General features: G+C 46.9%; 12 protein-coding genes. 7 read left to right on the top strand and 5 right to left on the bottom strand.

Annotated elements, in window-relative coordinates:
• Positions 1–13: 13 nt before the first annotated feature.
• From ilvD to acuI, 3 genes are all read left to right on the top strand, one after another.
• Positions 14–1,855, top strand: coding sequence for a dihydroxy-acid dehydratase (gene ilvD, locus AACR75_RS17035; RefSeq protein WP_047688076.1), 1,842 nt, complete (start codon positions 14–16; stop codon positions 1,853–1,855).
• A gap of 3 nt (positions 1,856–1,858) precedes the next feature.
• Entirely contained in the window at positions 1,859–3,397 is a 1,539-nt protein-coding gene (gene ilvA, locus AACR75_RS17030) for a threonine ammonia-lyase, biosynthetic (RefSeq protein ID WP_017046359.1), read from the top strand.
• Between the two features lie 147 nt (positions 3,398–3,544).
• Positions 3,545–4,525, top strand: a complete 981-nt coding sequence (acuI, locus tag AACR75_RS17025) for an acrylyl-CoA reductase (NADPH) (RefSeq protein ID WP_047688073.1) — start codon at positions 3,545–3,547, stop codon at positions 4,523–4,525.
• 46 nt (positions 4,526–4,571) lie between these two features.
• Here acuI and AACR75_RS17020 read toward each other — a convergent pair whose 3' ends face one another.
• On the bottom strand, positions 4,572–5,516 hold the full coding sequence (locus AACR75_RS17020; protein WP_047688071.1) for a LysR family transcriptional regulator: 945 nt from the start codon (positions 5,514–5,516) through the stop codon (positions 4,572–4,574).
• 155 nt (positions 5,517–5,671) lie between these two features.
• Positions 5,672–5,857, bottom strand: coding sequence for a hypothetical protein (locus AACR75_RS17015; RefSeq protein WP_010319936.1), 186 nt, complete (start codon positions 5,855–5,857; stop codon positions 5,672–5,674).
• Positions 5,858–5,990: 133 nt separating this feature from the next.
• Between AACR75_RS17015 and tusA the strand changes: the two genes are divergently transcribed.
• Positions 5,991–6,239 (top strand): sulfurtransferase TusA, encoded by a 249-nt coding sequence (gene tusA, locus AACR75_RS17010; RefSeq protein WP_010319937.1) that lies wholly within the window; start codon positions 5,991–5,993, stop codon positions 6,237–6,239.
• A gap of 83 nt (positions 6,240–6,322) precedes the next feature.
• Here tusA and AACR75_RS17005 read toward each other — a convergent pair whose 3' ends face one another.
• Positions 6,323–6,583, bottom strand: a complete 261-nt coding sequence (locus AACR75_RS17005; RefSeq protein WP_010319938.1) for a hypothetical protein — start codon at positions 6,581–6,583, stop codon at positions 6,323–6,325.
• A 155-nt stretch (positions 6,584–6,738) separates the two neighbouring features.
• Positions 6,739–7,293 (bottom strand): TMEM165/GDT1 family protein, encoded by a 555-nt coding sequence (locus AACR75_RS17000; protein WP_017046363.1) that lies wholly within the window; start codon positions 7,291–7,293, stop codon positions 6,739–6,741.
• Between the two features lie 414 nt (positions 7,294–7,707).
• On the opposite strand from AACR75_RS17000, the gene glyQ reads away from it, so the two are divergent.
• The 3 genes from glyQ (at position 7,708) to AACR75_RS16985 (ending at position 12,169) form a co-directional block, all read left to right on the top strand.
• Entirely contained in the window at positions 7,708–8,625 is a 918-nt protein-coding gene (glyQ, locus tag AACR75_RS16995) for a glycine--tRNA ligase subunit alpha (protein WP_013855568.1), read from the top strand.
• Between the two features lies 1 nt (position 8,626).
• The gene (gene glyS, locus AACR75_RS16990) at positions 8,627–10,708 is read left to right on the top strand and encodes a glycine--tRNA ligase subunit beta (RefSeq protein WP_047688068.1); all 2,082 of its coding nucleotides are present in this window, start codon (positions 8,627–8,629) and stop codon (positions 10,706–10,708) included.
• A 213-nt stretch (positions 10,709–10,921) separates the two neighbouring features.
• A complete protein-coding gene (locus AACR75_RS16985; RefSeq protein ID WP_010319942.1) occupies positions 10,922–12,169 on the top strand; it encodes a valine--pyruvate transaminase in 1,248 nt (415 codons plus the stop codon).
• 68 nt (positions 12,170–12,237) lie between these two features.
• Here the strand turns inward: AACR75_RS16985 and AACR75_RS16980 are convergent, their stop codons facing one another.
• Positions 12,238–12,675: an Hsp20 family protein gene (locus AACR75_RS16980; RefSeq protein ID WP_010319943.1), complete on the bottom strand. Its 438-nt coding sequence runs from the start codon at positions 12,673–12,675 to the stop codon at positions 12,238–12,240.
• Between the last annotated feature and the right edge of the window lie 290 nt (positions 12,676–12,965).

The following is a 12,965-nucleotide window of genomic DNA, read 5'->3' as shown; positions in this document are numbered from 1 at the left end:
AGGACGATAGACAATGCCAAAGTATAGATCCGCAACGACGACACACGGACGTAATATGGCTGGAGCGCGCGCATTATGGCGCGCCACTGGCGTCAAAGATGAAGATTTCGGTAAGCCGATTATTGCGGTGGTTAACTCGTTCACTCAATTCGTACCGGGCCACGTGCACCTCAAAGATATGGGGCAATTGGTTGCGGGTGAAATCGAAAAAGCCGGCGGCATCGCCAAAGAATTTAATACCATCGCGGTAGATGATGGTATCGCCATGGGGCATGGCGGCATGCTGTACTCACTGCCCTCACGCGAGTTGATCGCAGACTCTGTCGAGTACATGGTTAATGCGCACTGCGCTGATGCGATGGTCTGCATTTCCAACTGCGACAAAATCACCCCTGGGATGATGATGGCGGCACTGCGCATTAATATTCCCGTCATCTTTGTTTCTGGCGGGCCAATGGAAGCGGGTAAAACCAAGCTTTCTGATCAAATCATCAAACTCGATTTAGTCGATGCGATGATCCAAGGCGCTGACCCTAAAGTCTCCGATGCACAAAGTGAACAAATTGAACGCTCGGCCTGCCCAACCTGTGGTTCTTGTTCTGGCATGTTTACCGCCAACTCGATGAACTGTCTCACCGAAGCATTGGGACTTTCTCAACCGGGTAATGGTTCGATGTTGGCCACGCATGCCGATCGTGAAGCGCTCTTCATCAACGCAGGTAAACGCATTGTTGAATTAACCAAGCGTTACTACGAGCAAGATGATGCATCCGCCTTACCGCGTAATATTGCCAACAAAGCCGCGTTCGAAAATGCGATGGCGCTCGATATTGCCATGGGCGGCTCAACCAACACGGTATTGCACCTATTAGCAGGCGCTCAAGAAGGTGAAATCGATTTTGACATGGGTGATATCGACCGCATGTCACGCCGCGTACCTCATCTGTGTAAAGTCGCGCCATCGACTCAAAAATATCACATGGAAGATGTACACCGCGCGGGTGGCGTGATGGCGATTCTTGGTGAATTGGATCGCGCCGGTCTCATCAATAATCAAACTCGCACCGTGTTGGGTTTATCGATGAAAGAGCAGTTGGCTCAATACGACATCATGCAAACGCAAGATGAAGATGTCTTAACCTTTTTCCGTGCCGGTCCTGCGGGCATTCGTACCACTAAAGCCTTCTCACAACAATGCCGCTGGGATCGCCTCGATGACGATCGCAAAGAAGGCTGTATTCGTACCAAAGAGTATGCTTTTAGCCAAGATGGTGGCCTAGCCGTTCTATCAGGCAACATTGCCGTTGATGGCTGTATTGTAAAAACAGCAGGGGTTGATGAAGGTAGTCTGAAATTTGCAGGCCCAGCCGTGGTCTTTGAAAGCCAAGAAAATGCCGTTGAAGGCATTTTAGGCGGTAAAGTGAAGGCTGGCGATGTTGTCGTCATCCGCTATGAAGGCCCGAAAGGCGGCCCGGGTATGCAAGAAATGCTTTACCCAACCACGTACCTCAAATCAATGGGGCTAGGCAAAGAGTGCGCGCTACTGACTGACGGTCGTTTCTCTGGGGGGACTTCCGGTTTATCAATTGGTCACGTTTCTCCAGAAGCTGCGAACGGCGGAACGATAGGTTTGGTGAATTCTGGGGATATTATCGCCATCGATATTCCAAACCGCTCCATTACGCTCAACGTTTCAGAAGCTGAACTGGCTGAGCGCCGCGTAAAACAAGACCAGCTCGGTTGGAAACCTGTCAATCGCCAGCGTGAAGTCTCTTTGGCATTGAAAGCCTACGCAAGTATGGCCACCAGCGCTGATAAAGGGGCTGTTCGAGACAAATCTAAGCTAGAGGGCTAGCGGATGAGCGACTCAGGTAACGCAACTCAAACTGGCGCAGATTATCTGCGCCAGATCCTGCGCGCCCCCGTGTATGACGTCGCAACGGTGACGCCACTGCAGGATATGCCCCGCTTATCGGCGCGCATCAAAAATCGCGTTCAGCTCAAGCGTGAAGATCGCCAGCCTGTGCACTCTTTTAAATTACGCGGCGCTTATAATATGGTGTCGAGTTTATCTGAGGTGCAAAAACAAGCAGGGGTGATTGCTGCGTCAGCAGGCAACCACGCGCAGGGAATGGCTCTATCGGGAACAAAATTAGGCATTAAAACCACCATTGTGATGCCTAAAACTACCCCTGATATCAAAGTCGAAGCGGTGCGCGGTTTTGGCGGTTTGGTGATTTTGCATGGCAACAACTTTGATGAAGCCAAAGCCGAAGCGGAACGCTTGGCTCACGAGCAAGGTTATACGTTTGTCCCACCGTTCGATCACCCACTGGTCATTGCAGGGCAAGGCACGATTGGCATGGAAATGCTGCAACAAAATGGCCACCTTGATTACATTTTTGTACCAGTCGGCGGTGGCGGTTTAGCCGCTGGGGTCGCGGTGCTCATCAAACAGCTGATGCCAGAAATCAAAGTCATTGCGGTTGAACCTGAAGATTCTGCTTGTTTAAAAGCAGCACTCGAGGCAGGTAAACCCGTGGTGCTTGACCAAGTCAGCATGTTTGCCGACGGTGTCGCGGTAAAACGTATTGGTGATGAAACCTTCCGTTTGTGTCAGCAATACATTGATGGCCACATCACGGTATCAAGCGATGAAATCTGCTCGGCGGTTAAAGATATCTTCGAAGACACGCGTGCGATTGCCGAACCTTCTGGAGCGCTTGCTCTGGCTGGTCTGAAGAAATTCGCGGAAAAACATAAGCTGGTGGATAAACAGTTAGGCACCGTACTTTCAGGGGCTAACACCAATTTCCACGGCTTGCGTTACGTGTCGGAGCGATGTGAGCTAGGCGAAAAACGTGAAGGGCTTTTGGCGGTGACCATACCTGAACGTCAAGGCGCGTTTTTTGAGTTTTGTAATATCATTGGCGGTCGCGCGGTCACCGAGTTCAACTATCGCTATAACGATGACAAGCTGGCCAACATTTTCGTCGGTGTACGCCTGTTAAGTGGGCAAGAAGAGCTCGACAACATCATTCACGATTTACGCCAAGGTGGCTACCCTGTGGTGGATCTATCGGATGATGAAATGGCCAAACTGCATGTCCGTTATATGATTGGAGGCAAACCCTCTAAGCCGCTAAAAGAGCGATTATACAGCTTCGAATTTCCGGAATATCCGGGCGCTCTGCTGAAATTTCTCAGCACGCTTGGCACACACTGGAACATTAGCTTGTTTAATTACCGCAATCATGGCGCCGATTATGGCCGCGTATTGTGTGGTTTTGAACTCGAAGAGAGTGATTTAAACCGCTTCTCCGCTCACCTTAGAGAATTGGGTTACCAATGCAAAGATGAGACGGACAATCCTTCATACCAGTTCTTCTTATCCTAAAGCTCAATGCCAGTCCCACGACTGGCATTTTTTATGAGTGATGCATAATACGCATAGAACCAATGCTAAAGTTTCATTTTAGTCATAGTTAATTCAGTACTACACTTAGCGACATCTTATGCTTGCTGTGCCAATCTGGAGATCCGAATGTTTAAAGCGTTAATCCTTAATCAACAAGAAAAAAACACAGTTGCCACCATTGAACAAATCGATGAATCACAATTACCGCAAGGTGAAGTTTTAGTCGCGGTCGATTACTCATCATTGAATTACAAAGATGGTTTAGCCATTACAGGTAAAGGCAAAATCATTCGCAATTTCCCTATGGTACCGGGCATTGATCTTGCGGGAACCGTACTTGAATCTCAAGATACTCGCTACCAAACCGGTGATAAAGTTGTACTAACCGGCTGGGGAGTAGGTGAAAACCATTGGGGTGGTATGGCGCAAAAAGCACGCTTGAAAGCCGATTGGTTAGTACCACTCGCGCACGGCCTTGATAGCAAAAAAGCGATGATGATTGGCACTGCTGGCTTTACTGCCATGCTTTGCGTGCAAGCCATTTTAGATGCGGGTATTCAACCGGAAAAGGGTGAAATATTGGTGACGGGTGCCAGTGGCGGCGTGGGTTCAGTTGCTGTAACACTATTAGCTAAGCTAGGTTATACAGTTGCTGCGGTAACGGGTCGTGTTGAACAAAATGGTCCACTGCTAGAAAAACTAGGAGCAAGCCGCATTATTGATCGCAGCGAATTTGAAGAGCCAGCTCGTCCGCTGGAAAAACAGATTTGGGCTGGCGCGGTCGATACAGTAGGCAGCAAAATGTTAGCCAAAGTGTTAGCCCAAATGGACTACAACAGCACAGTTGCCGCGTGTGGTTTAGCGGGTGGTTTTGATTTACCCACCACCGTCATGCCGTTCATTTTGCGCAATGTACGCCTGCAAGGTGTCGACTCCGTCTCTTGCCCGCGAGAAAAACGCATGGCAGCATGGGAAAGCTTAGCGAAACTGCTACCTGCAAGCTACTTTGAGCAAGCGTGTGAAGAAATCACCCTCGAACAAACAGCGCAGTACGCTGAAACGATCACCAATGGTCAAGTGACTGGTCGCGTGGTGATTAAGCTTTAAACCATTCATTCATCAAGCTTTGGTCTTACTCAAAGCTTGATGATTTTTATCCCTCTAACTGCATCTCTTCAATACGCTTAGCAATCAACCGACTGCACTCTTGTTTGACGATCTGCCTTAACCATTCTTGGGCAGGAGAATGCTCACATCGCGAGTGCCAAATCATAGAGTAGTCAAACGGCGTAAACTGAAACGGTAACGGCTTCACCACCAATGTGTAACGTTCTGCCACTAAATAGGCCAGATCCGCAGGCACCGTAATAATCAATGGCATGGTATCAACAATCGCTAGCGCAGCTTCTAAATGATAGGCTCTGAGCACCATTTTCCGTTTAGGCTGCCCACTTAATGCTTGTTCAATTAAGGCATTAACACCATCACTGATCGCAATCATCGCATGAGGGTATGTCAGGTAATCCGCTAAAGAGATCTGCCGATTCGCCAACGGATGGTGTTGGGAGAGCAAACAAAGCACACCGACTCGCCCAAGCACCTCACTCATCAATGGTGCTACTGGCGACGTTGGGCGACAAATCGCTAAATCAGCCCCTTCATAAGTCAGTTGATCGGCCAACCTATCATGCTGCAAAGGTAAAAACTCAAACGACACGTTTGGTGCCTCTTGATATATCCTTGGTAAAGCAAACGGTAAGATGGTCTGCATTGCGTAATCTGTCGTGGCAATGGTGAAGGTTTGTTCACATTGCTGGGGGTCAAATTCAACAGGTGAAAGGATTTGACGTAGAGACTCCAATGGTTCGCCTAATGCGCGATTAAGCTCCAGCGCTTTTTCAGTCGGAATGAGATGCTGACCTTGGCGCGTAAAAAGAGGATCATTGAGCAGATCACGTAACCGACCTAATACACGGCTCATGGCTGACTGGCTAAGATTTAAACGCTGGGCCGCTTTACTGACACTGCTCTCTTCTATCAACACTCTCAGTGCAATCAATAAATTCAGATCGCGACGATAGATATCTTCCAACTCCATGCAACAACCCCACTTTTATCATGGCAAATAGGCTCAGTGTACGCGTTAGGCAAAAAAAATCCCGCCTTTCAGCGGGGAAGCCCAAGAAAATGGGGATAGTGTCGGAATGTGTTTCGTGTCGTATTAGTGCAATGCGTTGATCAATATGTGATGGATTAGTGATTCTGCTCTTCTGAGATGCCTTTCCAAAGATGCATCTCAAGCCAGATCCCAACCAGTGACGCACTGACACCAAAAAGTGGCATCCATGACGTTTCTGCAGGCGTTCGCATCACTAAGGCACAAAATGAGATAAAGCAGAGAACCGAATAAATGGTTAACCTATCAAGCGCTGTCAACATAAGTGCCTCACCAAATTGTTATCAACTTGTTAAGTAAGTTAAAACAAAAAGATCACTTTGCCAAGTGGTTATTGAATATTTTTTCCTCGCCAGTATTATCTACGCCTTGCGATAACATCGATTAGGTTTGAATATGACATTTGATCCGGCACTTGCCACACAAACACTCGAAGCCGAAGGATTGCGCTGTCCCGAGCCTGTAATGATGGTCAGAAAAACCATTCGAACCATGCAAGATGGCGAAATTTTACTAGTGAAAGCCGATGACCCGTCAACCACTCGAGACATTCCCAGTTTTTGCCGCTTTATGGATCATCAGTTAATTGCGGAGAAAGTGGACACATTGCCCTATCTCTATTTGATTAAGAAAGGATTGAGTTAAGCCTCGATCTAAGTGATGTGTACGCAAAAGAAAAGGCGACCTCAAAAAGGCCGCCTTTTGCTATTAATTCATTGCGCTGCACACTACTCATTAAACTCGATGGTGCGGATCTCTGATTGCAGTTTTGTGATCTGCTTTTGCAGGGTTCGAATTTCATCGTGCATCGGGATAATGTGCGCGACTCGGATCCAAGATTCCACCATTAAGCCACACAATATGATTGCGCCGGCCACCATGGGTAGCCACATTTCCGTCAACGCCATACCCAACAACGTCAGCACAAAACCGAACGTAAACAAGTAACTTTGGCTCTTGGCGGTCATTCCCATATAACGTGTCAGCATATGCATTCCCTCTTAGACTTGCATCATCTAGCACTACAGTAACATGACCAGTATGGCATAAATTTGTCACTCATCACGCAACCGTAGACGTTGGGCGACAAGTTGAGTAATAAATTGTGTCACGCTCACTCGCCCAATCATCTAATCAATTGGAATTACCAAATCGCCGCGCCGATCGCTAATATCAAAAAGAGTACCGCCGTGATTTTACGAATAAGTCCCAGCGGCATTTTATCGGCGGATAATTTACCAATCAGCACCACAGGTACGTTAGCCAGCAACATACCAATTGTCGTTCCGAGCACCACCCACAATAGAGCATCCGCATATTGCGCACCAAGAATAGACGTTGCTATTTGGGTTTTATCGCCAATTTCAGCGACAAAAAAGGCGATGAAGCTAGCGACAAAAGGGCCTCGATTGGTAATTTTTTCATCGCCGTCGAGTTTATCTGGAATTAATACCCACCCCGCCATGGCAAGGAAGCTGGCGACCAACACCCATTTAAGGATTTCTGGCGACAGGTAGTCGGCAACGACCACGCCCAGCCAAGCAGCGAGTGCATGGTTAACCATCGTTGCGACAAAAATGGCGGCAATAATAGGCAAAGGTTTACGATAACGACTGGCTAGCAGCAGAGAAAGCAGTTGGGTTTTATCGCCAATTTCAGCTAAGGCGACGGTAGTAATTGAAATAGCTAATACGCTCACGACAGGCTCAATGGGGCGGGATAATTATAATAACCATAGACAAACGCCACTCCCCGCCCCGGTTTGTGATGTTTGTCTAAGGTCTTGCTAAGCTAAAATGACTTTAGCCTCGAACGCCACGGTGATTTGGCACCAATTATGTTGACGAACGAACCGTTAAGATAAGAAATCTCACTGGTAAGCTACTCCCCAAAGACGGCGCAATTCTAATCAGGCCGAGTGAAAATCTCAAGTTAGAAATAAGTCAAAATCGTTCATGTGCAGGAATTTGGCACAATCGATGCGATAAATTCGACCAAAACGGATTTTCGACCATTAATTAAGCAAGATTACCCCTACTCGCTGAGCGAATATCTGGGTATACTTGTTCGTTATTTTCATCCATTCAGACAGAAGAATCGCGCGAACCTGACTATGCAAAAATACGATATCAAAACCTTTCAGGGTATGATCCTCGCGCTGCAGGATTATTGGGCCCAACAAGGCTGTACCATTGTTCAACCATTAGACATGGAAGTTGGTGCAGGAACCTCTCACCCAATGACATGCCTGCGAGCTTTAGGCCCAGAGCCCATTGCAACGGCGTATGTTCAACCCTCTCGTCGTCCAACGGACGGTCGTTATGGTGAAAACCCAAACCGCCTGCAACACTATTACCAATTCCAAGTCATCATCAAACCTTCACCAGACAACATTCAAGAGTTGTATTTAGGGTCTTTAGAGGTGCTCGGTGTTGACCCACTAGTACACGATATTCGTTTCGTGGAAGATAACTGGGAAAACCCAACCTTAGGTGCTTGGGGTCTTGGCTGGGAAGTGTGGCTAAACGGCATGGAAGTAACTCAATTTACTTACTTCCAACAAGTCGGCGGCCTTGAGTGCAAACCTGTAACTGGTGAAATCACTTACGGTATTGAACGTCTTGCCATGTACATTCAAGGCGTGGATTCAGTGTATGACTTAGTCTGGACAGATGGCCCATTAGGTAAAGTCACCTATGGTGACATTTACCATCAAAATGAAGTCGAACAATCCACTTACAACTTCGAACACGCGGATGTCGATTTTCTTTTCACTTTCTTCGACCAGTGCGAAAAAGAGTGTAAGCATCTACTTGAGCTAGAAAAACCGCTGCCACTTCCTGCCTATGAGCGTATTTTGAAAGCGGGCCATGCCTTTAACCTATTGGACGCGCGTAAAGCGATTTCGGTGACAGAACGTCAACGTTACATCCTACGCATCCGTAACCTGACCAAAGCGGTTGCAGAAGCATACTACGCATCTCGTGAAGCACTCGGCTTCCCTATGTGTAAAAAGGGTGAGGACAAATAAGATGGCAAAAGAATTTCTAATTGAATTAGGCACAGAAGAGCTACCACCAAAACAACTTCGCACTTTGGCTGAAGCGTTTGCGGCTAACTTTGCCGCAGAATTGAAAACCGCTGAACTGGCACACGAAGGTATCAAATGGTTTGCAACCCCTCGCCGTTTGGCACTGAAAGTGACTAATTTGGCCCAAGGTCAAGCGGATAAAGTGGTCGAAAAACGTGGCCCTGCTATTTCAGTTGCTTTTGATGCCGATGGCAATCCAACCAAAGCAGCACAAGGCTGGGCGCGTGGCAACGGCATTACTGTTGAGCAAGCGGATCGCCTAACAACAGACCAAGGTGAATGGCTACTGTTTAAACAGGATGTCAAAGGCCAAGAAGCTAAAGCCATTGTGGTTGAACTCGCCGCCAAAGCGTTAGCAAACTTGCCTATCGCCAAACCCATGCGCTGGGGTGATAAAGAAACACAATTTATCCGCCCAGTAAAAACTCTGACTATTTTGATGGGTGATGAACTGATCGAAGGTGAGATCTTAGGCGTAGCTTCTGCGCGCACCATTCGTGGTCACCGCTTTATGGGCGAAAAAGAGTTCACCATCGATTCAGCAGAGCAATACCCAGCGATTTTAGAACAGCGCGGTAAAGTGATCGCCGATTACGATGCTCGTAAAGCGATAATTATTGCTGATGCACAAAAAGCAGCGCTACAGGTTGGCGGTGTTGCCGATCTTGACGATGACTTGGTTGAAGAAGTGACCTCACTGGTTGAATGGCCAGTGGTGCTGACGGCTAAATTTGAAGAAAAATTCCTTAAAGTACCGTCAGAAGCTTTGGTTTACACCATGAAAGGTGACCAAAAATACTTCCCGGTTTATTCTCATCAGATGAGCGATGCGAATAAGCAATTGCTGCCTAACTTTATTTTCGTCTCTAACATCGAGTCGAAAGAGCCTCGCCATGTTATCGAAGGCAACGAGAAAGTCGTTCGTCCACGCTTAGCGGACGCGGAATTCTTCTTTAATACCGATCTCAAAAGCAAATTAGTCGATCGTCTACCACGACTAGAAACCGCGATTTTCCAGCAGCAGTTGGGTACGATTAAAGATAAAACTGACCGTATTACTGAACTGGCTGGTTACATTGCAGAACAGATTGGCGCGGATGTAGAAAAATCAAAACGTGCGGGCTTACTGGCTAAATGCGATTTGATGACCTCAATGGTGTTTGAATTTACCGACACGCAAGGCGTGATGGGTATGCATTATGCTCGCCATGACGGAGAAGCAGAAGAAGTCGCCGTTGCACTAAACGAGCAGTACATGCCACGCTTTGCTGGCGATGCTCTGCCAACCAATGGCGTTTCCGCCGCAGTGGCCATCGCAGACAAGCTAGACACCATAGTCGGCATCTTCGGTATTGGCCAAGCGCCAAAAGGCTCGGATCCCTTTGCTCTGCGTCGCGCATCACTGGGTGTACTGCGCATCATCGTTGAATACGGCTATAACTTGGACTTAGTTGACCTAGTAGCAAAAGCAAAATCGCTGTTTGGTGATCGCCTCACCAACGACAACGTTGAGCACGATGTGATTGAGTTTATGCTTGGCCGTTTCCGTGCTTGGTATCAAGATGAAGGTTTTAGCGTCGACATCATCCAAGCGGTACTTGCTCGTCGTCCAACCAAACCCGCTGATTTTGACAAACGTGTTAAAGCAGTTTCCCACTTCCGTGAACTGGAAGCGGCTGAAGCCCTAGCGGCGGCAAACAAGCGTGTCGGTAACATTTTAGCGAAATTTGACGGTGAACTGGCTGCAGAAATCAACCTAACACTTCTTCAAGAAGCGGACGAAAAAGCCTTAGCGGAAGAAGTGGAAGTGATGACCGAAGCACTAGAACCTGCTTTCGCTACCGGTGATTACCAACAAGCATTGAGCAAGCTGGCAGCACTACGTGAACCTGTTGATGCTTTCTTTGATAATGTCATGGTGATGGCAGACGATGAAGCATTAAAACAAAACCGTTTAACGCTGCTCAACAACTTGCGTAATCTGTTCCTACAAATTGCTGATATTTCACTGCTGCAAAAGTAGTCGCTGGTATTTCGGCACACAAATTAATCTATCAAAGCCCAGCGGCCATCCGCTGGGCTTTTTGTTTTATCTGACCGCAGTGTGTTATTTGGCGAAAAATAGTGCTTTGACTCGCAAAAACATTGGGGTATGTTCAAGGATTACTCGATGGGCATGGCATCGTTTCATGCCCCTTTATGCAAGCAAATACAAGAATGAATTAGGCAGTCAGCAATGCAGTTTTCGAAATTTGGTGAAAAATTTAATCAGTATTCCGGTATTACCCAGTTAATGGACGATCTCAATGATGGCCTGCGCACTCCCGGAGCCATTATGCTCGGCGGTGGTAACCCAGCCGCCATTCCCGCCATGATTGACTACTTTCATCAAACCAGTGCTGACATGCTTAGCAGTGGTGAACTGATCGCTGCCCTCGCCAACTATGATGGCCCACAAGGTAAAGATCTGTTCGTTAAATCTCTCGCAAAACTGCTCAAAGAAACCTATGGCTGGGAAATCAGTGAAAAGAACATTAGCTTAACCAATGGCAGCCAGAGTGGATTTTTCTATCTATTTAATCTGTTTGCTGGCCAGCAAGCTGATGGTTCACATAAGAAAATTTTACTGCCATTAGCGCCTGAATATATTGGTTATGGTGATGCCGGGATAGATGAAGATATTTTTGTCTCCTATCGCCCAGAAATAGAACTACTCGACAATGGCTTATTCAAATACCACGTGGATTTCGAAACATTGAGCGTGGATTCGTCGGTAGCCGCCATTTGTGCTTCCCGTCCAACCAATCCGACGGGAAATGTGCTCACAGAACAAGAGATCCACAAGCTCGATAAGCTGGCTAGAGAGAACAATATCCCACTGATTATCGACAATGCATACGGCGTTCCATTTCCCAACATCATTTTTGAAGAGATTGAACCCTTTTGGAATGACAACACCATTTTATGCATGAGCCTTTCGAAACTGGGTTTACCCGGTGTGCGCTGCGGTATCGTCATTGCCAACGAAACCATTACCCAAGCATTAACCAACATGAATGGCATCATTAGCTTAGCGCCAGGCAGCATCGGCCCAGCCATTGCTCATCACATGATTGAAAAAGGCGATCTATTAAGGCTCAGTCGCGATGTGATCAAGCCCTTCTACCAGCAGAAATCACAAAGAGCAGTCGAGTTACTCAAGCAAGCCATTAGCGACCCGCGCTTTCGTATCCATAAACCAGAAGGGGCGATCTTTTTATGGCTCTGGTTTGATGAGCTCCCTATAACCACCATGGAACTTTACCAACGTCTAAAAGCCAGAGGAGTATTGATTGTACCGGGTGAATATTTCTTTATTGGTCAACAAGACGATTGGCAACACGCGCATCAGTGTCTGCGCATGAACTACGTGCAAGATGATGAAGCCATGCAAAAGGGCATTCAAATTATTGCTCAAGAAGTGGCATTAGCTTATCAACAGTAATTCATCCTTTCTGCCATGAAAAAGAGCGCCAAAAGGCGCTCTTTCACTACTTTAATGTGGCCAGTAACTTAATTGTTCTCAATTAAGTTTTTACCATTAATCGCAATTTTACGTGGTTGCATCGCTTCAGGTGTTTCACGTTCAAGATCCACGTGTAGCAAGCCATTTTCCATTGTGGCTCCGAGTACTTTGACATAGTCGGCCAATTGGAATTTACGTTCAAAATCGCGCTCAGCAATACCTTGGTAGACGTAGTTTTTATTCTCTTCGGGTTTACGTTCGCCACGCACAATCAGCGTATTTTCTTGTTGAGTAATCTCAATCTGCTCTTCAGAAAAACCAGCTACCGCCATCGTGATGCGATATTTATTGTCGTCTTGCTGTTCAATATTGTACGGAGGGTAACCCGCAGAGCTATTCTTCGCTGAACTGGATTCCATCATGTTTAATAGACGGTCAAAACCAATTGCGTTGCGGTATAAAGGAGTGAAATCTACTGTTCTCATCATACTATCCTCATCATAAGCAATAGCCTTAGCGCATAGGCGCTAAGCCGTTAGCAGCCATTCTTTCAACATGGAGCTAACAACACATTTAATGATCACAACACAAGGCTCCTCTTAAGAGAGCAAACCTGTGTCGCCATTCCAGAGGTCCTTACGGCATCCTCTTCATTGATAGATATAGGGGCACTAAAATTCTTTTCAAGGATTTTTTGAAAAATTTTTTAGTCCTCGCTAAAGCGAGCAGAAACTAGAAAGAGGACATCAAATCAAACTGATACTTCGTAGGGTTA

The sequence above is a fragment of the Vibrio sp. ZOR0018 genome, from assembly GCF_963865925.1.
GTDB classification, from domain to species: Bacteria; Pseudomonadota; Gammaproteobacteria; order Enterobacterales; family Vibrionaceae; genus Vibrio; species Vibrio anguillarum.
This window is presented reverse-complemented; position numbering and strand designations above follow the sequence as displayed.

What these genes read in the sequence shown, in the direction of transcription:
- ilvD (WP_047688076.1), top strand. Translation starts at nt 14, where the DNA reads ATGCCAAAGTATAGATCCGCAACGACGACACACGGACGTAATATGGCT.
- ilvA (WP_017046359.1), top strand. Translation starts at nt 1,859, where the DNA reads ATGAGCGACTCAGGTAACGCAACTCAAACTGGCGCAGATTATCTGCGC.
- acuI (WP_047688073.1), top strand. Translation starts at nt 3,545, where the DNA reads ATGTTTAAAGCGTTAATCCTTAATCAACAAGAAAAAAACACAGTTGCC.
- AACR75_RS17020 (WP_047688071.1), bottom strand. Translation starts at nt 5,516, where the DNA reads ATGGAGTTGGAAGATATCTATCGTCGCGATCTGAATTTATTGATTGCA.
- AACR75_RS17015 (WP_010319936.1), bottom strand. Translation starts at nt 5,857, where the DNA reads ATGTTGACAGCGCTTGATAGGTTAACCATTTATTCGGTTCTCTGCTTT.
- tusA (WP_010319937.1), top strand. Translation starts at nt 5,991, where the DNA reads ATGACATTTGATCCGGCACTTGCCACACAAACACTCGAAGCCGAAGGA.
- AACR75_RS17005 (WP_010319938.1), bottom strand. Translation starts at nt 6,583, where the DNA reads ATGCTGACACGTTATATGGGAATGACCGCCAAGAGCCAAAGTTACTTG.
- glyQ (WP_013855568.1), top strand. Translation starts at nt 7,708, where the DNA reads ATGCAAAAATACGATATCAAAACCTTTCAGGGTATGATCCTCGCGCTG.
- glyS (WP_047688068.1), top strand. Translation starts at nt 8,627, where the DNA reads ATGGCAAAAGAATTTCTAATTGAATTAGGCACAGAAGAGCTACCACCA.
- AACR75_RS16985 (WP_010319942.1), top strand. Translation starts at nt 10,922, where the DNA reads ATGCAGTTTTCGAAATTTGGTGAAAAATTTAATCAGTATTCCGGTATT.
- AACR75_RS16980 (WP_010319943.1), bottom strand. Translation starts at nt 12,675, where the DNA reads ATGAGAACAGTAGATTTCACTCCTTTATACCGCAACGCAATTGGTTTT.